This is a genomic window from Luteimonas sp. MC1828 (assembly GCF_016461615.1).
In the GTDB taxonomy this organism is placed as follows: domain Bacteria; phylum Pseudomonadota; class Gammaproteobacteria; order Xanthomonadales; family Xanthomonadaceae; genus Luteimonas.
On the sequence record NZ_JAEMNY010000001.1, the window covers coordinates 1,357,579 to 1,379,290 of the forward strand.

General features: G+C 70.3%; 12 protein-coding genes. 4 read left to right on the top strand and 8 right to left on the bottom strand.

The annotated features are described in order from the left end of the window. Positions 1 to 34 precede the first annotated feature (34 nt). The 3 genes from JHB91_RS06225 to JHB91_RS06235 all read right to left on the bottom strand — a co-directional run bounded on the left by JHB91_RS06225 (position 35) and on the right by JHB91_RS06235 (position 4,602). Positions 35 to 859, bottom strand: a complete 825-nt coding sequence (locus JHB91_RS06225; protein ID WP_343225060.1) for a ribonuclease H-like domain-containing protein — start codon at positions 857 to 859, stop codon at positions 35 to 37. An 86-nt stretch (positions 860 to 945) separates the two neighbouring features. Further along, entirely contained in the window at positions 946 to 3,372 is a 2,427-nt protein-coding gene (locus JHB91_RS06230) for a DEAD/DEAH box helicase (RefSeq protein ID WP_199472122.1), read from the bottom strand. Positions 3,373 to 3,432: 60 nt separating this feature from the next. Next, positions 3,433 to 4,602 carry a tetratricopeptide repeat protein gene (locus tag JHB91_RS06235; RefSeq protein WP_199472123.1) on the bottom strand — a complete coding sequence of 390 codons (1,170 nt, stop codon included), beginning with the start codon at positions 4,600 to 4,602 and terminating at the stop codon, positions 3,433 to 3,435. A gap of 123 nt (positions 4,603 to 4,725) precedes the next feature. Between JHB91_RS06235 and dbpA the strand changes: the two genes are divergently transcribed. Beyond that, entirely contained in the window at positions 4,726 to 6,108 is a 1,383-nt protein-coding gene (dbpA, locus tag JHB91_RS06240) for an ATP-dependent RNA helicase DbpA (protein WP_199472124.1), read from the top strand. Here dbpA and JHB91_RS06245 read toward each other — a convergent pair. Further along, on the bottom strand, positions 6,095 to 6,595 hold the full coding sequence (locus tag JHB91_RS06245; RefSeq protein ID WP_199375231.1) for a hypothetical protein: 501 nt from the start codon (positions 6,593 to 6,595) through the stop codon (positions 6,095 to 6,097). The genes dbpA and JHB91_RS06245 overlap by 14 nt on opposite strands. Before the next feature lie 204 nt (positions 6,596 to 6,799). Between JHB91_RS06245 and JHB91_RS06250 the strand changes: the two genes are divergently transcribed. Beyond that, positions 6,800 to 7,456, top strand: coding sequence for an NAD-dependent epimerase/dehydratase family protein (locus JHB91_RS06250; protein ID WP_199375230.1), 657 nt, complete (start codon positions 6,800 to 6,802; stop codon positions 7,454 to 7,456). A 42-nt stretch (positions 7,457 to 7,498) separates the two neighbouring features. On the opposite strand, the gene JHB91_RS06255 is transcribed toward JHB91_RS06250, so the two are convergent. From JHB91_RS06255 to JHB91_RS06265, 3 genes are all read right to left on the bottom strand, one after another. After that, on the bottom strand, positions 7,499 to 8,293 hold the full coding sequence (locus JHB91_RS06255; protein ID WP_199472125.1) for an MOSC N-terminal beta barrel domain-containing protein: 795 nt from the start codon (positions 8,291 to 8,293) through the stop codon (positions 7,499 to 7,501). Positions 8,294 to 8,331: 38 nt separating this feature from the next. Next, the gene (locus JHB91_RS06260; RefSeq protein WP_199472126.1) at positions 8,332 to 9,867 is read right to left on the bottom strand and encodes an amino acid permease; all 1,536 of its coding nucleotides are present in this window, start codon (positions 9,865 to 9,867) and stop codon (positions 8,332 to 8,334) included. 80 nt (positions 9,868 to 9,947) lie between these two features. Further along, complete coding sequence (locus JHB91_RS06265; protein ID WP_199375227.1) at positions 9,948 to 10,142, bottom strand: hypothetical protein; 195 nt, start codon at positions 10,140 to 10,142, stop codon at positions 9,948 to 9,950. Positions 10,143 to 10,389: 247 nt separating this feature from the next. Between JHB91_RS06265 and JHB91_RS06270 the strand changes: the two genes are divergently transcribed. Together JHB91_RS06270 and htpG are read left to right on the top strand one after the other, a co-directional pair. Then, the gene (locus tag JHB91_RS06270) at positions 10,390 to 10,929 is read left to right on the top strand and encodes a DnrO protein (protein WP_199472127.1); all 540 of its coding nucleotides are present in this window, start codon (positions 10,390 to 10,392) and stop codon (positions 10,927 to 10,929) included. Positions 10,930 to 11,017: 88 nt separating this feature from the next. Then, entirely contained in the window at positions 11,018 to 12,907 is a 1,890-nt protein-coding gene (gene htpG / locus JHB91_RS06275; RefSeq protein WP_199472128.1) for a molecular chaperone HtpG, read from the top strand. A gap of 19 nt (positions 12,908 to 12,926) precedes the next feature. Here the strand turns inward: htpG and JHB91_RS06280 are convergent, their stop codons facing one another. Continuing rightward, complete coding sequence (locus tag JHB91_RS06280) at positions 12,927 to 21,605, bottom strand: glucoamylase family protein (RefSeq protein ID WP_199472672.1); 8,679 nt, start codon at positions 21,603 to 21,605, stop codon at positions 12,927 to 12,929. Positions 21,606 to 21,712: the final 107 nt, after the last annotated feature.

The following is a 21,712-nucleotide window of genomic DNA, read 5'->3' on the forward strand; positions in this document are numbered from 1 at the left end:
CGGCGCGGCACGCATGCGAATGCGGCCGCGTCCGTCATGTCGGCGGGTGGTCGCGCGCTACCGTCGCATCGTCGGCCATCGCCTCCAGCAGGCTGCACAGACTGCGCAGGTCCTGCGCGTTGTGCAGGCCGACGCGGCGCAACTTGGCGGCACTGCCGCCGCGCAGGTACGACAGCCACGCCGCCGGCGCTTCCGAGCCGGGCAGATCGTCCCCGCGCACCACGCCCAGCAGTTCGCGCTCGATGGTGGCGAGCCTGCAGTTCGCCCACACACCGCGGTAGCGGCGACGCACCGGATGCAGCAGGTCGACGTGTCCGCGTCCGAGCACGGGATCGGCCAGCCGCGCCAGGCGATAGCGCGTGGACAGCAGCGGACGGTCGTAGCTCTTGCCGTTGTAGCTGACCAGCACCGTCTCCGGCGCCAGCCAGCCGGCGAACGTGCGCAGCATCGCCGCCTCCGCACCCAGCGTGGTGATGCACAGCTGGCGGATGCGCAGCCCGCCGTCGCGCCAGTCCGCCGCACCGATCATGAACGCGCGCGTCCCCGTGCCACCGGCAAGTCCGGTGGTCTCGGTGTCGAAGGCGAGCAGGTGACCGCGTGCGATCGCCCCTTGGCCCATGCCGTGCAGCGGCAGCACGTCCTCGCCAACGGGCCACGGAGTCCACTGTTCCAGGTAGCGCAGCCCCGGCGCGAGCTCGTCGCCGGGCAGGCCGCGGTCGGTCGCGCGCGGCAGCATCGCGGGCGCGGGCGTGCGGATCTTCAGCAGGATGCGCAGCTGGTTGATGGTGGCCTGGCGCGCGTCTGCGGCGCGCGGCGCCGCGGCGTTGTCGCGTGCCCGTTCAACCGTCGTGCGTAGCACGCTGCCAGCAGCGCGAACCGCGACAGGGTTCGCCGGTTCTCCACCCGCTTCCCCGCGCAGCCGCGCAAGCTTCGCCGCAAGCGCGCTCATTCCGCCCCGGCGAGCAGGTCGAGCACGCGCAGCGCCAGCGCGCGCGGCGCGAGGCTCGCGGTCTCGTCGGCGGCGAGGATCGGACCCACGCAGGCCGGGCAACCGGCGCCGCAGTCGCAACCGGCCACCAGCGTGCGTGCCTGCGCGAGCAGCGCCGCGTGGCGCTCGAACAGCGGCGACGACAGCCCCACGCCACCGGGGTAGTTGTCGTACAGGTAGATCGTGGGCGTGAAGCGGCCAAGCAGCTCGATCGCAGTGTCCGGCGCGCCATCCCCGCTGCGCAGCTGTCCGCGGCCGCGGCTGTCGGCGGTGGCGAACCACGCGCCATCGCCGCTGCCCACCGACTTCAGCAGGTCGCGGCTCTCCGCCATCACCGCGACCTGCGCCACCAGGTGCAGCGCGTACGCCGCGCCCAGGAAACCATCCAGCGCCTCGTGGCGCATGGCGAACGCGTCCTCCAGCGTCGCCTGCGGCAGTTGCCACCACACCGCGCTGGTGTGCAGCTCCTGGTCCGGCAGGTTCACCGGCCCGTAGCCGATGTTCTCGTGGGTGTGGAAGCGGATTTTCTTGTAGCCGGACACGCGCCGCACCACGTGCACCTCGCCCAGGTGCGCCGAGCCCTGCCCGGCCGCGCTCTGCTCGGCGTCATCGAGCACCTTGAGCTTGGTGTAGTCGATGGCGTCGGTGTAGTAGTCGACGCGGGTGCGGGTGACGAAGGCCTTGCGCCCCTCCCAGTCGAGTTTCTCCACCTGGAACGGCTCCGACTGGATCATGTGGATCGCGCCCTCGTACAGGGTGAGCGCGGCGGCGGAATAGTCGACCTCGGCCACGATCACCTGGCGGCCGTCGGTGCGGTCGACGACCACGAAGTTGCCGTCGGCCACCGAGCGCAGGTTGACCGCCTGCGCCGGGTAGCTGTCGGCGATCCATTCCCAGCGCTCGCCCTCGCGGTGCAGTACGCCGCTTTCGGCCAGCACCTCCAGCCACGCCGCCGGATCGACCGGACCGAAGCCGTCGCCGTCGTGGAACGGCAGCTCGAACGCGGCGCAGCGGATGTGGTCGAGCAGGATCAGCGGCTGGTCGGCCTCGATGCGCGCGTGCTCGGGGTTGGCGTCGGCGAAGAACTCGGGGTGGCGCACCACGTACTGGTCGAGCGCGTCGGAGCCCGCCACCAGAACGCCCACCGACGGCTGCTGGCGGCGCCCGGCGCGGCCGAAGCGCTGCCACGTGGCGGAGATGCTGCCGGGATAGCCGTTGAGCACCACAACGTCGAGGCTGCCGATGTCGACGCCGAGCTCCAGCGCCGAGGTGCTGACGATGCCGTCGATGCGCCCGGCACGCATGTCGCGCTCGACCTCGCGGCGCTCGGTGGGCAGGTAGCCGCCGCGGTAGCCGCGGATGCGCTTGGGCTTGCGCGGGTCGTGGTCGAAGACTTCCTTCAGGTACTTGGTGAGTACCTCGACCATCAGCCGCGACTGGCAGAACACCAGCGTCTTCAGCCCGGCGCGGATCGCCAGGCGCGCGATGCGGTTGGACTGCGAGCGGGCCGACGCGCGGATGCCGAGGTCGACGTTGACCATCGGCGGGTTCCACAGCAGCACGTGCTTGTCGCCGCGCGGCGCGCCGCTGTCGTCGATCACGGCGATGTCGGCCTCCGCGGCCTCGATCAGCGCACGCCCGTGCGCTCCGGCGTTGCCGATGGTCGCCGAGCACAGGATGAACTGCGGGCTGACGCCGTAGAAGGCGCACACGCGCTTGAGCCTGCGGATGACGTTGGCAACATGGCTGCCGAACACGCCGCGGTAGGTGTGGATCTCGTCGATCACCACGTAGCGCAGGTTCTCGAAGAACTGCGCCCACTTGGTGTGGTGCGGCAGGATGCCCTGGTGGAGCATGTCCGGGTTGCTGACCACGATGTCGCCGCTGAGGCGGATCGCCTGGCGCGCATCGCCCGGCGTGTCGCCGTCGAAGGTCGCCGCGCGCAGCCCGAGGCCGCCGGCGGCATTGAGTTCCAGCAGCTCCGCCACCTGGTCCTGTGCCAGCGCCTTGGTGGGAAACAGGTACAGCGCCTTGCCACGCGCCTCGAGCGCGCTCGCGACCACCGGCAGCGTGTAGCAGAGCGACTTGCCGGACGCCGTGGGCGTGGCCACCACCACGTGGCGGCCGGCCTGCGTTTCCGTCCAGGCCTGCGCCTGGTGGCTGTACAGCCGGTCGATGCCGCGCGCATGCAGCGCGCGCACCAGCGGCTCGGGCAGGTCGTCGGGCAGCGGCGCGTAGCGGCCGTCCTGGCCCGGCAGCAGCAGGCTGCCGGTGACGCGCGCGGGATACTTCTCGGCGAGGCGCGCGGCGAGCGTGCCGCCGGCGCCCGGGGCGACCAGCGCCTGCGCGGGCTTGGGGATGGCGTTCAGGGCGGGCTCCTGCATGGCGGGGGCCGCCAATCTGCGGGAGGGCTGTCTCACCCCATGCGACGTGGCCTCGCCGCCTCAGCCGTCGCTGGAACCGCGACTGTCGGCGGGAGGGCTGGCGTCCAGCCGTCGCAGCTCCGACTCGATCAGATTGCGGAGCGCCGGTACCTCCTGGGCCCCCATCTCGATCGCCTCCCGGTAGAGCTCGCGCGCACGAACGGGATCGACCGGCATGCCCTCGCCGTTCACATGCATGCCGGCAAGGCTGCGTAGCGCATGCGCGTTGCCGAGATCGGCGGCCTGCCGATAGAGCGTCGCCGCCCTGGCGGAATCCTGCGCCACGCCGTCGCCCGTGGCGTACATCACCGCCAGCGAGACCATGCCATCGGGCCAGCCCGACGCGGCCGACTGTGCAAACCAGAGCACGGCCTGTGCGCCATCCTGCGCGCGCTCCTCGCCGCGCACCCAGGCGATGCCTATGCGCCACTGCGCGCGGGCCTCGCCCTGTGCAGCGGCCTTCTGATACCAGTCCAGCGCCGCGCCCATGTCGATCGGGCCGGCCCAGCCATATTCATGCGCGCGTCCCATGTCGTATTCGGCCGCGGGCTCGCCGATATCGGCCGCCTCCTGGATCATCGCGATGCCACGGGCCATGTCCGCTGGCTCACCGCACTCGCCCAGCGTGGTCGCGACGCCCATTGCATGCGAGATGTGCGGCCGCGCCTGCTGGTCACGGGCGAGCTGCCTGAAGAGTGCGCAGGCGCGATCGACATCGCGGGCCACGCCGTCCGTGCCGTAGTACAGCCGCAGTGAATAGTTGAGCTGGGCGCCGGTTTCGCCCGCGTCGACGCCGCGCACGAGATAGCCGATCGCGACCTCATCGTCGGCCGGAACGCCCCAGCCGTTGGCGTGGATCATCCACAGCAGGCTCCAGACATGCGGACTACCGAGCGCGGCGGCACGCTGCGCGTGTTCCAGCGCGGGCTGGATGGCTGCAGTCGCGATATCCGCGGGCTCCACGCCTTCGATCGCCAGTCGCATGTGCGCCATTGCGAGTTGGAACGCGACGTCGGGGTGGTCAGTGCCGGCGTACGGTGCCAGCACCGCGATGACCTCGCGCGGAGCACCTTCTTCGAGCAGCCCGGCCCTGGACAGGGCTTCGTCGATCCCCGCCGGAGGCGTTGCTGACGCCGGACCCGACCAGGCGAAGAACACGACAGCAAGGAAATTCAGCGCAATCCGTTTCATGGTCGAAGGCCTCTCCAATGGTCTCCGCGGGAATGTACCGTTCCTGCGGGCCCCGGGCCCACCAGGCGGATGTTGCGCAAGATTGTCCACGGGCCAAAGACCGAATGCTGCGATCATGGCGGCATGGACACATCCCTCGCTTTCTCCACCCTTGCCCTCCCGCCCGCCCTGCTGCTCGGGGTGGAGGCGCTCGGCTACACCGCCATGACGCCGGTGCAGGCGCAGTCGCTGCCGCCGATCCTGGAAGGCCGCGACGTCATTGCCCAGGCGCCGACCGGCAGCGGCAAGACCGCGGCCTTCGGGCTCGGCCTGCTGCAGCGGCTCGACCCGACCGCGGTGCGCACGCAGGCGCTGGTGCTGTGCCCCACGCGCGAGCTGGCCGAGCAGGTCGGCGGCCAGCTGCGCAGGCTCGCGCTGGGCGTACCCAACGTGAAGGTGTCGGTGCTGTGCGGCGGCATTCCGCTGGCGCCGCAGCTGGCCTCGCTCGCGCATGCACCACACGTGGTGGTGGGCACGCCCGGCCGCATCCAGGAGCTGCTGCGCGGTGACGCGCTGCAGCTTGGCGGCGTGCTGGGCTTCGTGCTCGACGAGGCCGACCGCATGCTCGACATGGGCTTCGAGGACCAGATCCGCGACATTGCGCGCCGCATTCCCGCAGGCAGCCAGCGCCTGCTGTTCTCGGCCACGTTCCCGGAGGCCATCCGCACCCTGGCCAAGGCCACGCTGCGCAACCCGGCGGAAGTCAGCATCCGCGGCGCCGCCGACGCTCCGGCGATCAACCAGGTGGTGGTGGAGGCCGACCCCGAGCGCAAGGCGCCGCTGCTGGCGGCGCTGCTGCTGGAGCACCGCCCCGAATCCTGCGTGGTGTTCTGCAACATGCGCCGCGACGTGGACGAAGTGGCGGCATCGCTCGCGCACTACGGCTTCGACGCGCTGGCGCTGCACGGCGACATGGAGCAGCGCGACCGCGCCGAGACCCTGATGCGCTTCGCCAACCGCAGCTGCAACGTGCTGGTTGCGAGTGATGTCGCCGCGCGCGGCCTCGACATCGAGGACCTCGCCGCGGTGGTGAACTACGACGTGCCGTCGGATCCCGACACCTACCTGCACCGCATCGGCCGCACAGGCCGCGCCGGGCGTGGCGGCATCGCCATCACCATCTGCACGCCGCGCGAGGTGCCGCGCATGAACGCGATCGAGGACCACCAGTTCCGCACCCTGCCGCGTGACCGCGCGCAGCCGGTGACCGGCAAGCCGAAGGGCGTGCCGCGCGCCGCGATGGCCACCCTGCGCATCGATGCCGGCAAGACCGACAAGCTGCGCCCGGGCGACATCGTCGGCGCGCTGACCGGCGATGCCGGGCTGGCGGTGGCCGCGATCGGCAAGATCGACGTGCTGGCCACGCGGTCCTACGTGGCCATTGCCCGCGCTCAGGCCGCCAACGCGCTGGCGCGGCTGCGCGAGGGCAAGATCAAGGGACGGAAGTTCCGGGTCAGCGCGTTGTAGTTGCGCCGTCCGGCGGTCCGAGCCCTGTGCCATGCTCCGAAGGCGCTGTCTCGTCAGGATAATCGTCCGGGTAATACCAGGAGAGAGGCTTCCCATCGAACGTGAAGTGGACGCCCGTCAAGGACAATCCCAGATCGTTCTCCACGAGCCAAAGAACGCCCGTCGCGATGACATGCAGGCGATCTTCAAGTGCGGCCGTGACATGGTTCACGCCCGTCGGCAGGAACGCAGCGGACAGATCCACGATCACCGTGTTTTCCGACCGGTCCAGGCGCAAGCCATTGAGCATCCGTGCACTGGATTCCAGTTCAAGGCGCTCGCGAACCTGATCCTCGATCAACGTCTCCAGGTCTTTACGCTGCTCGGCACCCAGCTCTGATGCCTTGACACGTTTCAGGGCAGGCGTTGCCGTCGAGCAGATCCCAGCGAGTGTTGCCGCAAGGCAGACCGCCAGGATCGTTCTCCACCAGACGTTCGACTGACTCATCGCCTCTGTCCTTCTTGTCGTGACTCCCGCTTGCGGAATCCTTCAAGAGTCATCCTAGCGTCACGCGCCGCAGTTGACGGAGACATCCGGCCCGCCCGGCAACCGCGAATCGGGCGAACTCCCGTTAGCCGGCGATGTGCAGCCGGCGTTGACGCACGCGCCGATCGGCGGGATGGTGCGGGGACGCCCAATCCGGGAACCCGCATGCGCATCCTGATTACCGGCGCCACCGGCCTCGTCGGCCAGGGCGTGCTGCGCGAATGCCTGGCCGCCGATGACGTGACCCATGTCGCGGCACTCGGCCGCCGCGCCTGCGGCGTCACCGATGCCAGGGTGGAGGACATCCTGGCGCCCGACTTCGCCGACCTCGATGCCGTGGCCGCGCGATTGCAGCCCTTCGACGGCTGCCTGTACTGCGCCGGCGCGCCACCACTGGGCACGCCGGAGGCCGAATACCGCCGGGTCACCGTCGACCTCACCCTCAACGTCGCGCGCACCCTGGCCGAACGCAACCCGGGCATGACCTTCGTGTACATCTCCGGCCTTGGCAGCGATCCGCGTAGCCGGGTCATGCAGTTGCGCGTCAAGGGCGAGGCCGAACAGGCGCTGGCCGCGTTGCCGATCCGCACCGTGATGCTGCGCACCGGCGGCATCCAGCCAGTCGGCGGCGAACACTCGCCACATGCCGCGCTGGCCGCCGTGTACCCGGTCCTTGGCCCGTTGATGGGCCTCGGCATGCGTGTCCTGCCCGGCCTGGTAACGGATACCCGACGCGTCGGGCGCGCGATGCTGGCCGTGCTGCGCGATCCGGAACCGCCGCCGGTCCTGGAGAACGCGGAGATCAACCGCCTCGGCCGCTGAAACAACACGCGTCGCGCGTACGGAGCTGGCCGCGGGCCCTGGTCAGCGCAGCACGTCGACGCGGTCGCCGCGGCGCACCGTCCCCGCCGAGCGCGGCAACAGCAGCTGCCCGAAGGCCACGCCGTCCGGCGTACGCCGGTAGCCGATCAGCGTGCGCAGCGGCTCGCCGCCGGGGTCACGCTCGCCACGCAGCGGGTCGACCGTGGTGAACACGCAACGCACGCAGGGCTCCGCCACGTCGAACTCCACCTCGCCGATGCGGATCCGCGCCCAGCCGTCCTCGGCGTGCGCGGGCACGCCATCGACCACCAGGTTGGGACGGAAGCGCTGCATCGACACCGGCGACGCCAGGCGTGCGTTGAGGCCGTCCAGCGATGCCTGCGACAGCAGCAGCACCGGAAAGGCATCGGCGAAGCTCACCACGTCGCCCGACATGGCCCGCGACGAGGTCACGGCGCGCGTCGCAGCGGCATCCATGTGCACCAGGCGCAGCGGCGTGCCGAGGAACGTGGACAGCCAGGCGTCGGCCTCCGCGCCGAGCAGCGGCGCGCGCAGCCTGCAGTCCCACACATCCACCGCGAGCGTGTCGGCGTCGACCGGCATCGCCGCATGCAGCCGCGGCATGCCGGGCGCTTCCAGCACCAGGCCATCGGCCGCGGGCATTGCGCGCACCAGGGTCAGACGCGGGAGTTCGCGACCGGTGACGCACTTGCCGGCGGCGTCGACGGCCATCCAGCGCCGGTCGTGGCGCAGGCCGCGACGCTCGACCACCGCGTCCGCGAGTTCGATCCCCGCCGCCGACTTCAGCGGATAGACATGGATGCCGGAGAGTCGCATCGGTCCGTGCCGGTCCCCGGGCGGCGGCATGCCGCCGCTCAGCGCGCCTCGTCGACCGGCAGCTCGCCGCGCGCGCGCAGCCCGACGCGCGAGTGCCGGCGGCCATAGGCGAAGTACACCGCCGTGCCGACCAGCAGCCACACCACGAAGCGCACCCAGGTGAGCGTGGTGAGGTTGAGCATCAGGTAGAAGCACAGCACCGCCGAGACGATCGGCAGCACCGGCGAGAACGGCACCCGGAACGCGCGCGGCAGGTCCGGGCGCGTGCGCCGCAGCACCACCACCGCGATGCTGACCAGCACGAACGCCGACAGCGTGCCGATGTTGATCATCTCCTCGAGGATCTCGACCTGGGTGAAGCCGGCCAGCAGGGCGACCGCCGCGCCGCAGATCAGCTGCAGCCGCACCGGGGTCCGGTGCGTCTCGGAGGTCACGCTCAGCCAGCGCGGCAGCAGGCCGTCGCGGCTCATGGCCAGCAGCACGCGCGACAGGCCCATCAGCAACACCATGATCACGGTGGTCAGGCCGATCAGGATGCCGACCGAGATCACCTGTGCCGCCCAGCCCGCGCCGACCGCGACGAAGGCCGTCGCCAGCGACGGGTTTTCGGCCTCGGCCAGCACCGTGTACGGCACCATCCCGGTCAGGGCCAGCGCCACCAGCAGGTACAGCACGGTGACCAGCGCCAGGCCGCCGAAGATGCCCAGCGGCAGCGTGCGCTGCGGGTTCTTGACCTCCTCGGCGGAGGTGGCCACCACGTCGAAGCCGATGAAGGCGAAGAACACCAGCGCCGCCCCTGACAGCACGCCGGGAATGCCGTACTTCGCCGGCACCGCGCCCGTGGCCCACGAGAACAGCGACTGCGACCAGACATCCGCCGCCCCGCCGCCGGTGGGCGCGGACGGCGGCACGAACGGGGTGAAATTCTCGAGCTTCAGGTAGCTCAGGCCGACCACGATCACGAACAGCACGATGCCGATCTTGATCAGGGTGAACACGTTGTTGACCCGCGCCGACATCTTGGTGCCCTGGATCAGCAGCGCGGTGAACAGGCCCACGATCACCAGCGGGCCCCAGTCCATCGACAGCCCGAACAGGCTGACGGTGGTGGGGATGTGTATCTCGAACAGCTCGAACACCATGCCGAGGTAGATGCCCCAGTACTTGGCGATCACCGCACCCGCGGTGAGCAGCTCCAGGATGAGGTCCCAACCGATGATCCACGCCAGGAACTCGCCGAGCGTGGCGTAGGTGTAGGTGTAGGCGCTGCCCGCCACCGGGATGGTGGAGGCGAACTCGGCGTAACACATGATCGCCAGGCCGCAGGTCACCGCCGCCAGCACGAACGACAGCATCACCGCCGGGCCGGCGAAATCACCCGCTGCGCGCGCGCCCACCGAGAAGATGCCGGCGCCCACCGCCACCGCCGCGCCGAGGATCATCAGGTCCCAGGCGGTCAGCGAGCGCTTGAGCTGGCGGCCGGGTTCGGCGGCGTCGGCGATGGACTGCTCGATGGACTTGGTGCGGAGCAGGCTCCGGAACGGACTGGCCTTGGCGGCGGCTTCGCGGGACATTCGACGGCTCGTGGGGACGACCGGCCACACTACGCCGCCGCGCCGAACCCGGGCAATGGCCCAGGTCACAAAGGCCGGGGTCAGGTGATCCGGAACATCTGCCGGGCGACGCGTGCATCGCGAAGCGGTCCTGGCAGGTAGTGGCTGCGGCCGTAGCCGTGGTGCGGGTCGCGACGGCGCGCCAGCGTGCCGTGGACCGGCGTGGAATGCGGCGGCGGCATGCCAGTCTGGATGCGGGTGATGCGGCTGGCGGCCTGCGCGGTGCGGGCACGCATGGACCGGCTGCGACGGTGGCCGGCGGGGATCAGGGACAGGAGCGTTTGCTTCAGGTAGTTTTTGATTGTTTCCTCCATAAATTCAATGTTTACAACGACTTGCGGTGCACATTGTAGCATGGACGGCGATTTATGAATAGGGACATGGCGGTCGGCAGGCTGACTGCTGCGCGCTTGACCCCGATCAGGGGCACGCGCTCCATAGCGCCTAACATCCGTGTGCGATCTTTCTCCACCGGAGCCAGCCATGAGACACGTTTTTGCCGCCGCCACGTTGGCCCTCGCCCTGGGCCTGGCCCTGACTCCCGCCGCCGCCGCGGCGCAGGACCGCCACGATGGCCATGCGGCGCATGCCACGCAGGGCCGCCCCGCCGCGCACGATGCCCATGCGGCCGACGCAGCCACCGACGTCCCCGCCGGCCACGTGCAATGGACCCCGGACGCGCCGCTGATCGAAGGGATGGCCCGCGTGCGCGAAGCGATGACCGGCCTGGCGCATCACGAAATGGGGCACCTGGGCGAATCCAACGTGCTCGTGCTGGCCGGCGACATCGATGACGCGATCGAATACATGTTCGCCAACTGCAAGCTGGACGCGGAGCCCGACGTTGCCCTGCACGGCATCCTGGCGCGGCTGATGGCGGGCACGCAGGCCCTGCGCGCCGACCCGGCCAGTGCCGCGCCGGTGGCCGACATGCGCGCCGCGGTGGCCGACTACGCCCGGCTGTTCGACGACCCGGAGGCCGCCGACGACGAAGGCGGGCACGGCGACGACGGCGACGACTGAGCACAGCGCCGGCGCGCGGCGCGGGGCTTGGGTTTTGCGCGACCAAGCCCATCTCCCGGGGCTGTCTCCACATGCAGCACGGACCGCCATGACCGATACCACCGAAACCCGCCCGTTCGAAGCCGAAGTCGCCCAGGTCCTGCACCTGGTGACCCACTCGCTGTACTCGCACAAGGAAGTGTTCCTGCGCGAGCTGGTCTCCAACGCGTCGGACGCCTGCGACAAGCTCCGCTTCGAGACGATCGCCGACCCGGGCCTGGCCGCCGGCGACGGCGAGCTGCGCATCGAGGTGAGCGTTGACCGCGCGGCACGCACCATCACCATCGCCGACAACGGCATCGGCATGGGCCGCGACGAAGTGGTCGCCAATATCGGCACCATCGCCAGCTCCGGCACGCGCCGGTTCCTGGCGGCGATGGCCGCCGAGCAGAAGGCCGACGCGCGCCTGATCGGCCAGTTCGGCGTGGGCTTCTACTCGGCGTTCGTGGTCGCTGACCGCGTCACCGTGCTGACCCGCCGCGCCGGCGCGGATGCGGGCGAAGGCGTGAAGTGGGAAAGCACCGGCCAGGGCGAGTACACGCTCGATACCGTGGAACTGCCGGCGCGCGGCACGCGCGTGGTGCTGCACCTGAAGGACGGCGAGGACGAGTTCCTCGACAGCTGGCGCATCCGCTCGCTGATCCAGCGCTACTCCGACCACGTCGCCTTCCCGATCCGCATGCCGGCGGACAAGACCGGCGACGACGCCGAGACAGCCGAAGCCACGTGGGAGACCGTCAACTCCGCGTCCGCGCTGTGGACCAAGCCCAAGGCGGAAATCAGCGATGAGGACTACCAGGGCTTCTACAAGTCGCTCGGCCACGACTTCAACGACGCGCTGGCCTGGAGCCACAACCGCGTCGAGGGCAACCAGAGCTTCACCACCCTGCTCTACCTGCCCGCGCAGCCGCCGTTCGACCTGATGATGGGCGGCCGCGACGAACGCAAGGGGCTGAAGCTCTACATCAAGCGCGTGTTCGTGATGGATGCCGCCGAGGAACTGCTGCCGAACTACCTGCGCTTCGTGCGCGGCGTGGTGGATGCCGACGACCTGCCGCTCAACGTCAGCCGCGAGCTGCTGCAGCACAACCGCCAGTTCGAGCGCATCCGCGCCAGCTGCGTGAAGCGCGTGCTCGACCTGATCGAAGGCCTGGCGCGCACCGACGCGGCGAAGTTCGAGACCTTCATCAAGGCCTTCGGCAACACGCTCAAGGAAGGCATCGCCGAGGACCACGAAAACCGCGAGCGCATCGCGAAACTGCTGCGCTTCGCCTCCACCCGCGGCGAAGGCGCGGCGCGCAGCGTGGCGCTGGACGACTACGTCGGGCGCATGGCCGCGGGCCAGGACACCATCTGGTACGTCACCGCCGACAGCCACGCCGCCGCCGCGGGCAGCCCGCAGCTGGAGGCGTTCAAGGCGCGCGACGTCGAAGTGCTGCTGATGTCCGACCGCATCGACGAATGGATGCTGGGCTACCTGCGCGAATACGCCGGAAAGACGCTGCAGAGCGTCGCCAAGGGCGAACTGCCGCTGGACGACGACGCCAGGAAGCAGCAGGAGGAAGCCGGCAAGGCCGCCGGACCGCTGGTTGCGCGCATCAAGGCGCTGCTGGGCGAGCGCGTGGCCGACGTGAAGGTGTCCGCGCGCCTCACCGATTCGCCCTCATGCCTGGTGCTGTCGGATCACGAGGTGGCTCCGCATTTCGCGCGCCTCTTGCGCGAGGCGGGACAGGACGTTCCGGAGAGCAAGCCGACGCTCGAGGTGAATCCCGGTCACGCGCTGCTCGCCCGCCTGGACGCTGAGGCCGACGACGGCAAGGCCGCCGACCTCGCCAACCTGCTGCTGGAGCAGGCCGAGATCACCGCCGGCGCGCAGCTGGATGACCCGGCGGCGTTCGTGCAGCGGATGAACCGGGTGCTGCTGGGCGCGCTCGCCTGAGCGTCGCGGGCCGGATGACTCACTGCGCCGCCGGGACCTCCGGTGGCGCCGCGGATGGCGGGGCGGAACGCAGCCACACCACGTCCACGCGGTGCGTCGCCCGGTCGTCCACCAGCGGGAAACGCAGGCCGTCCTGCGCCACGCCATCCAGCCACAGGCCGGGCGCTGCGGCCCCGGGTTCCGCATCGACCTGGCGCACGTCGATCAGATACCTGCTCTCGCCGTAGCGGTACTGGATGCGATAGCCGGGCCAGTCGGCCGGGATGCACGGGACCAGCTGGATGCTGTCTCCACTGCGCCGCAGGCCGAGCAATGATTCCACCAGCAGCCGGTACATCCAGCCCGCGGACCCGGTGTACCAGGTCCAGCCACCGCGGCCGGTGTGCGGTGCGACGCCGTAGACATCGGCGGCCAGCACGTAGGGCTCCACCTTGTAGAGCGCGGCTGCTTCGGCATCCAGCGCGTGGTGGATGGGATTGATCATGCGTGCCAGTTCCCAGGCGCGCGCGCCGTCGCCAAGTTCGGCGAACGCCATCGCCGCCCAGACCGCGGCGTGCGTGTACTGGCCGCCGTTTTCGCGCACGCCCGGCACGTAGCCGCGGATGTAACCCGGATCCTTGCCGGTCTTGTCGAACGGAGGATCGAGCAGTTGGACCAGCCCGGCGTCGCGCCGCACCAGGTGCCGGTCCAGCGCGTCCATCGCCTTGCGCGTGCGCGCTGCCTGCGCCGCGCCCGACAGCACCGACCAGCTCTGCGACACCGCATCGATCCTGCACTCGTCGCTCTGTGCCGAGCCGAGCGGCGTGCCGTCGTCGAACCACGCGCGGCGATACCACTCGCCATCCCAGGCGTGCAGCTCCAGGTTGTCGCGCAGGCGTTGCGATGCCGCCACGCAATCGTCGGCGAAGGCGGCGTCACCGCGCGCCCGCGCCACGCCGGCGAACTGCGCCAGCGCATCGAACAGGAAGAAGCCGAGCCACACGCTCTCACCCTGCCCGCCGTCGCCGACGCGGTTCATGCCATCGTTCCAGTCGCCGGAGCCCATCAGCGGCAGGCCGCGCTCGCCCAGCAGGGCCATGCCGCGCCTGAGCGCGAGCACGCAGTGTTCGTAGAAGGTCTGCTGCTGGCCCGAGATCGCCGGAAGGTCGTAATACGATTCCTCGTCGGCGTTGACCAAGCGGCCTTCGACGAAGCGCACGCGCTCGTCGAGCACGGTGTGGTCGCCGGTGACCTGCAGGTAGCGGCAGGCGGCCAGCGGCAGCCAGAGGTAATCGTCAGAGCATCGCGTGCGCACGCCGCGCCCCTGCGGCGGGTGCCACCAGTGCATCACGTCGCCCTGCGGGAACTGATGGGCGGCGCTCAGCAGCAGGTGCTCGCGGGTCAGCGCCGGTGCCGCGTGCACGGTGGCCATGGTGTCCTGCAGCTGGTCGCGGAAGCCGAACGCGCCGCCGGACTGGTAATAGCCGCTGCGCGCGGTATAGCGACAGGCCAGCGCCTGGTATGGAAGCCAGCCGTTGACCAGCGTGTCCACCTCGGGTTCCGGCGTCTCGACGCTGATCGCCCCCAAGGTGTGCCGCCAGTGCACGCGCACGGCATCGAGCGCATCGTGCGCAGGCCCGCTGCCCTGGATGCGCTTGGCCAGCTGCATCGCCGCCCGGTGGTCCGCGCCGGCGCCGAGCCGGAACACCGTTTCGAAGGCCTCGCCGGCCGCCAGTGCGACCGGGACCTGGATCGCAGCGCAGGGATCCATCCCCACACCGAGCTTCCCGGACAGCGTCACGCGTCGCATCGCCGCCGGGCTGCGCAGGCTGCCGTTGCGGCCGATGAATTCACTTCGATCGGCGGTGAACGACCGCACCCCGCCATCGACGTCGAAAAAGGCGACCAGGCCGCCCCATTCGGAGTTGTAGGGATTGCGCGCCGTCAACGCCCCGCTGTCGCCGTCGAGTTCGCTGACCACGTGCATCCGCGACCTGGACCGGATATCGCCCAGCACCCATTCCACGTAGCCGGTGGCGGACAGTCGCCGCGCACGCCCGGACAGGTTGCGCAGCCTGAGGACCGAGTATTTCACCGCGTCGTCGAGCGCCACATAGACCCACAGCTCGCTGGCGATGCCGTCCTCGACGTGCTCGTAGACGCTGTAGCCGAGGCCGTGGCGCGTGCGGTAGGCGCCCGTGCCGCGCCATGGCAACGGCATCGGCGACCACACGCTGCCGGTGTCCTCGTCGCGCAGGTAGAAGGCCTCGCCGCCGGTGTCGGACACCGGGTCGTTGTGCCAGGGCGTCAGCCGGAACTCGTGCGCGTTCTCGAACCAGGTGTATCCCGGCGCACTTTCGCTGACTACCGTGCCCAACTGCGGATTGGCCATCACGTTGGCCCACGGCGCCGGCGTCGCTTCGCCTTCGCGCAGCAGCACCACGTACTCGCGGCCGTCCGCGGAGAAGGCGCCGGTGCCGTTGTCGAACAGGAAGGTGTCGGCCACCGGCTCGAACGGCCACGGATCCTCGCCGTGCGCCAGCGGCACGGGGGGCGGCAATCCCGCTGTCGCCGCATCGGCTTGCGGCGGCGCCGGGGGCGTTCCGTGCGGGGCCGATGCGCCAGCGGGCAGCAACGGCGCCATGCTGCGCTCGGCCGGTTCATGACGGGTCACCTGCGCGGCCAGCGTGCCGTGGCGGTCGCTGACGATCACGCGCGCCACCGACTGCATCAGGATGCGGTCCTCGTGCGACATCTGCTGCGACTGGCGCACGAAGATGCCGCCCGGCCGGTCGAGCACGTTACCCTCGGGACCCGCCGAGACCAGGCCGAGGATCTGTTCCTGCAGGTGCTGCCGGTAGCCGCCCTGCTCCTCGTTCCAGATCACCAGGTCGACATTGAGGCCCTTCAGGCGCCAGTACGCGTGCGCCTGCACCATCTGCCGCACCAGCGCGATGTTGGCGGCATCGGCGATCGTCAACAGCACGATCGGCAGGTCGCCGGAAATGGAATGCCCCCAGAGCCCGGATTGCCCGCGCCGGTTCTGCAGCAGCACCGCGGCGTCCGCGCGCATGAACGGGTGCGCGTAGACCATCAGGCCCGCCAGCCGTTCGTAGAGCTGCGCATCGGCCTGCGACGCGTCGATCTGGCGCCTGACCACCTGGCTGTGCGTCCACGCCAGGTCGAACACACGGTCGGCCAGGCGCCGGTCGCGGTACTTGTCGATCAGCGCCGCGCAGGCCGCGCGGTCGCCGCCCACGCCGGTGACCATGTCGATGATCGCGGTCTGCTCGGGTGCGAGCACGATGCGGGTGCGGATCGCGATGATCGGGTCGAGCACCGAACCGGCGGTATCGGACAACGCCCCCGACCCCGCACCGCGCGCGGTCATCGCCTGCGGACTACGCGGCGTGTTGCCGCGGCCGAGGAAACGCGCGCGGTCGGTCTCGTATGAAATCGCGCCGATGCTGGCGTCGTGCACCGCGACCAGGTGGAACATCCAGGGCGGCACCTCGTCGTGCGAGCGCGGGCGGCGCGTGCACAGCAGCGCCTGCTTGTCGCGCACGATCTCGGTCTGCACGAACAGGTTGCTGAAGGCGGGATGCAGTTCGTCGGAGAGCGATGACGCCAGCACCACCTCGGCATAGGTGGTCACCTCGATGGTGCGCTCCCGGCGCGAGCGGTTGCTGATGTGCAGCCTGCGCAGCTCGATGTCGTCCTCGGCCGAGATCGCGATCTCGAGATGGGTTTCGTAGCGCTGCTTGCGGCCGCGGAACTCGGCCTTGGCGTCGGAGAAGATCGCCTCGTAGTGCTCCACCGGCACGCAGGTGGGCTGGTGGGTGGCCGACCAGAACTCGCCGCTTTCGACGTCGCGCAGGTAGCAGAAGCTGCCCCAGTGGTCACGGGTGCCGTCCTCGCGCCAGCGCGTGATGGCCATGTCGCGCAGGCGGCTGTAGCCGCCGCCGGAGCTGGTCAGCAAGCCGTGGTAGCGGCCGTTGGACAGCAGCTGCACCGGCGAGCGGCCGGCATCGGGATCGTGGAATACGCGCAGCCGCGTTTCGGCGGCGGCCGGCGCCAGGCGCGGGCCCTGCTCGGCTTCGTGCGGGTGGAACACGCCGGTGCGCGGGACGCGCTCCTGCAGCAGCAACAGGGTGGCCTGGAACTCGGCGTCGGCGACGAACCGCTTCTGCATCGGCTGGTCGCGCAGCAGATAGGCCAGCGACAGCAGGCTCATCCCCTGGTGGTGCGCCATGAACGAGCGGACCACCGCGTGGTCCTGTCCGCGGGGAACGCGCGACGGCGTGTAGTCGATCGCTTCGTACAGCCCGAAGCGGCCGGCAAACCCGGCCTCGGACAGCCGCTGCAGGTTCTGGCACGCCGCTTCCGGCGCCACCATCAGCGCCATCGCGCTGGCATAGGGCGCAACCACCAGGTCCTGGCCCAGCCCGCGCTTGAGGGCGAGGCCGGGCACACCGAACGCGCGGTACTGGTAGTTCATCCGCGCATCGACCGTGTTGTAGCCGGACTCGGAGATGCCCCACGGCACGCCATGTTCGCGGCCGTGCAGGATCTGCGCGTGCACCGCGCGCCGCGCGGCCTGGTCGAGGAGCGTGTCCGGGTAGCTGGGCATGACCAGCTGCGGCATCAGGTACTCGAACATCGAGCCGCTCCAGGACAGCAGCGTCACATCGCCGTCGACCTCGGTCAGCAGGCGACCCAGTGCGAACCACGTCTCCTGCGGCAGCTGCCCCTGGGCGATCGCCACGAAGCTGCCGAGGCGCGCTTCGGATGCGAGCAGGTCGTAGTGGCCGGGATCGATGCGGCGCTCGTCTGCGTTGTAGCCGATCGTCAGCAGGTGGCGGTCTTCGTCGTAGAGGAACCCGTATTCCATCAGCGAGAACTGCCCGGCGATGTGCGCCAGGCGTTCCAGCAGCTCCAGGCGCTCGCTTGCGCGTTCCTGCACCAGCCTGTCGTGGGCGGGCGAGCCCGAAACATGATGCTGCAGCTCGCGCAGGCCCGGAATGCCGCTGGCGGCTGCATCACCTGTCGCGCTGTCCTCGACGACCTCGGGTCCATCCAGCCACGGCGCGAAGTGCAGCAGCTCATCCTGCGCGGAGCGGCAGGCGTCGAGCAGTGCGGTCGGCCAGTGCCAGGGGTCGGGATGCTGCAGTCCGGGCGGCTCGGGCCACGCAGACGCGAGCGCCTGCGCCTGCACGCACAGTCCGGCCAGCGAGCGCGCGGCGTCCGCCGGCGATGCCGGCGGCTGCGCGCGAACCGCGTTCAGGTGCGCGCGGAACGCGAGCAACGCCGTTTCCACCGCGCTGTCCTGGATGCCGGTTGCGCGGTGGGCGTCGTCCGCCGCGCCGAGGGTGTCGGCAAGCCCCTCGAAGGTCGAAGGCGCGAGCACCGGGGCGTCGCCCAGCGCCAGCAGCCCCTGGCGCAGCGTCAACAGGTGTCCGGCGAGATTGCCGCTGTCGACCGTCGAGATGTAGCGCGGCGGCAGCGGCTCGAGCGTGGCGGTGTCGTACCAGTTGTAGAAGTGGCCGCGATGGCGCGGCAGCACGTCGAGCGTGTCCAGCACATTGCGGGTGCGCTCGAGCAGGCCGCCCACCTGCAGGTAGCCGAAATCGTATGCCGCCAGGTTGGCCAGCAGCGACAGACCGATGTTGGTCGGCGACGTGCGGCGTGCCACGACGAGCGCCGGGTGCTCCTGGATGTTGTCCGGCGGCAGCCAGTGGTCTTCGGCGCGGACATGGACTTCGAAGAACGCCCAGGTGCGGCGCGCCAACCGGCCCAGGAACGCCAGCTGCGCGCGGGAAAGATCGGTGCGCCGCTGGCTGGGCGGACGACCAAGCCACGCCATCAGCAGCGGCGACGATGCCCACAGCAGCAGGAGCGGCGCCGCTGTCCACAACGCGCCAGGATTGACCCGCCACAGCACGGACGCGACGGCGGCGGAAAAGGCCGGCGCAAACCACATGCCGCGCAGCTCCGCGCCGATGCCGCTGCCCAGCTGCCGCTCCACTTCGCTGGATGGATTCCATTGCAGCAGGTGACGCCGGCTGACCGTGATCCGCCACAGGCTGCGCATTATCGCGTCGAGGCTGAAGCCTGCCTCGTAGGGCAGGCAGGCCAGGGTCGTGGCCGCGCGCTGCAGCTGGCGGATGGTGGATTTTGCCGACTGCACCAGGTGCGCCTCCGGCGTCATGTCGGCCGGCCGGGCCAGCAGGTCCCAGAGCGCCGGCACCAGCACCGGCAGCAGCCACAGGCCGAGCAGCGCCAGCGTCCACGCCAGCGGCTGTGGCAGCAGCGCCCAGCCCAGCACCAGCAGCGCGGTCGCGGCCACCGGCACCAGGCTGCGGCGCAGGTTGTCGACCAGCTTGCCGCGCGACAGCCAGGACAGCGGGTTGCGCTCCAGCCCACCGCCCGCCCGCGGCACCCAGGGCAGTACCCAGGGCAGCAGTTGCCAGTCGCCGCGGATCCAGCGGTGGCGACGCTTGACGTCGGCCGCGTAGCGCGACGGGTATTCCTCGAACAGGCGCACGTCGCTGACCAGTCCGGCGCGCGCGTAGCAGCCTTCGAGCAGGTCGTGGCTGAGGATGCGGTTCTCCGGGAAGCGCCCCTGCAGCGCGTACTCGAACGCGTCCACGTCGTAGATGCCCTTGCCGATGAACGAGCCTTCGCCGAACAGGTCCTGGTAGACATCGGACACGGTGCGCGAATACGGATCGATGCCTTCCTCGCTGCCGTACATGCGCGCGTAACGCGTACTGCGTCCGCCACCCATGCTGTTGCCGACGCTCGGCTGCAGGATGCCGTAGCCGCGGGCGACACGATGGCGCTGCCCATCGAAGCGCGCCGCGTTCAAGGGGTGCGCCAGGGTTCCGACCAGGCCCCGCGCGGCATCGCGTGGCAGCCGCGTGTCGGTGTCCAGGGTGATCACGTAACGCACGCCCTGCAGCACGGCGGTATCGCCCACCACCGCCAGGAACGCATCCTGCGTGCCGCCGCGCAGCAAGGCGTTCAACGCCGCCAGCTTGCCGCGCTTGCGCTCGAGCCCCATCCACGTGCGCTCGCGCGCATTCCACACGCGTGGGCGATGGAAGAGGAAGAACAGGTCGTCACGCCCGGGCGCGTAGCGCGCGTTGAGTCCTTCCACCTGGCGCATGGCATGCGCCAGCAGGGCATCGTCGCCGGGCAGGACGGCCGAATCGGCATCCAGGAAATCGGTCAACAGCGCGAAGTGCAGGTGGGGATCGCGATTGGCAAGGAAGCGCACTTCCAGCCCCTCGACCAGCGCATCCACCGCGTCCTCGCTGCCGATCATGCCCGGCACGACCACCAGGCTGCGCGCATCGGGCGCAATGCCCTTGGAATAGTCCAGCCGGGGCAGCGGGTTGGGCGCGACCAGCCTGGTCGACGTCCAGTTGACCAACGCGATGCCCAGCTCGCTGAAGGCGATCACACCCAATATCCCGAGCAGCCAGACGAGCGCGGACGGCAGCAGCGCGACCTGCTCCTGCGCCTGCGCCAGCAGGCACCAGGTGGACACGGCCGCAAGCACGGCGATCGGCAGCAGGTACACGGCAAGCGGTATGCGCCGCGAGCGCATCCGCACCGGCTTGCGCGCGCCGACCGACGCGGCGACCGCTGCCCGGGTACGGGCGAGGCCGTCGTCGACCAGGTAATAGCCGACGTGCGCCTCGATGTCGGACCCGGTGGCGTGCGCCCGCGCGAGCTCGAGGACCAGGCCGGCGACCACCGGTTCGGGGGCGCCGCTCAGCCGCGCGATCTTTTCCACCACGTGCCGGTAGATATCGCGCGTGCCGAAATCCATCAGCGTGTAGATGCCGGCGGGATCCTCGCGCAGCCTGCCGTCGACCACGCTCATCGCCTCGACGAACTCGCGCCAGTCCATGTTGGCGAGGAAGCGGAGGCTGCCGATGCTGTTGCTGATCGACACCTGGTCGGCGGCCTGCTGCTGGCTCTCGGCGTGCACCAGCGCCTCGATGCTGTGCCCGCCGTCCGCCACCCACTGTTCGATCCAGCCCATCGGCATGGCCAGCGCCGCGCTGCGTCCATGCAGGCCGCGCGTAAGCCCGGCCACGAACGACCCCGACAGCGGCGGCTCCGAGCGCGCCATGTCGGCGACCACAAGCACCACGTTCTTCGGATCCTTGTCGGCGGCGTCGTTGAGCAGGCGCGCCCAATCGCCGGCCAGGCGGTGGTCCTCGCCATTGCGCATCACCTGCGTGGCGACGCGCCGCAGGTTCTCGATCAACGCCAGCCGCAGCATGATGGGGATCGCCCACAGCTCGCCGAGCTTGAGCGGCGTGAGCGACTGGTAGGCGGCGATGAAGCGGGTCATCGATTCGCCATCGATACGACCGTCGCCATGCGCGATGGCCTCCATCGCCAGCGCGTAGACGCGTGGCAGGCCCGCCGAAGGTCCCGCGCTCAGCGAGGGCAGTTCGCGGCTGTAGCCCTTCGGAAGGTGCCGTCGCGCGGTGCGGATCTGCTCTTCGACCAGGTAGTAGTTGTCGAGCAGCCACTCACCCGCCGGGGTCACGCGCACGTCGTCCTGCACCATGCCGGTGAGCAGCGTGCTGGCGCCGTCGAGGACGCTTTCGTTTTCCCTCAGCCGGCCGAGCAGCAGGTCGGAACCACCATGCTCGTGCACGCGGTGCGCCTGCGCCAGCGCCCGGCCGTGCGCCTCCATCTGTTCCGCGCTGAACAGCTGCGAACGCAGCGGCGGCTCCGCAAGCCACGGCTTGCCGGTGGCCGTGCGCCCCCAACGACCGAGCCGACGGCGCAGCCGCAGCCATT

Bases quoted from the DNA above. Each gene is read 5' to 3' on its own strand.
- JHB91_RS06230 (WP_199472122.1), bottom strand. From the start codon at position 3,372: ATGCAGGAGCCCGCCCTGAACGCCATCCCCAAGCCCGCGCAGGCGCTG.
- JHB91_RS06235 (WP_199472123.1), bottom strand. From the start codon at position 4,602: ATGAAACGGATTGCGCTGAATTTCCTTGCTGTCGTGTTCTTCGCCTGG.
- dbpA (WP_199472124.1), top strand. From the start codon at position 4,726: ATGGACACATCCCTCGCTTTCTCCACCCTTGCCCTCCCGCCCGCCCTG.
- JHB91_RS06245 (WP_199375231.1), bottom strand. From the start codon at position 6,595: ATGAGTCAGTCGAACGTCTGGTGGAGAACGATCCTGGCGGTCTGCCTT.
- JHB91_RS06250 (WP_199375230.1), top strand. From the start codon at position 6,800: ATGCGCATCCTGATTACCGGCGCCACCGGCCTCGTCGGCCAGGGCGTG.
- JHB91_RS06255 (WP_199472125.1), bottom strand. From the start codon at position 8,293: ATGCGACTCTCCGGCATCCATGTCTATCCGCTGAAGTCGGCGGCGGGG.
- JHB91_RS06260 (WP_199472126.1), bottom strand. From the start codon at position 9,867: ATGTCCCGCGAAGCCGCCGCCAAGGCCAGTCCGTTCCGGAGCCTGCTC.
- JHB91_RS06265 (WP_199375227.1), bottom strand. From the start codon at position 10,142: ATGCGTGCCCGCACCGCGCAGGCCGCCAGCCGCATCACCCGCATCCAG.
- JHB91_RS06270 (WP_199472127.1), top strand. From the start codon at position 10,390: ATGAGACACGTTTTTGCCGCCGCCACGTTGGCCCTCGCCCTGGGCCTG.
- htpG (WP_199472128.1), top strand. From the start codon at position 11,018: ATGACCGATACCACCGAAACCCGCCCGTTCGAAGCCGAAGTCGCCCAG.
- JHB91_RS06280 (WP_199472672.1), bottom strand. From the start codon at position 21,605: ATGGAGGCGCACGGCCGGGCGCTGGCGCAGGCGCACCGCGTGCACGAG.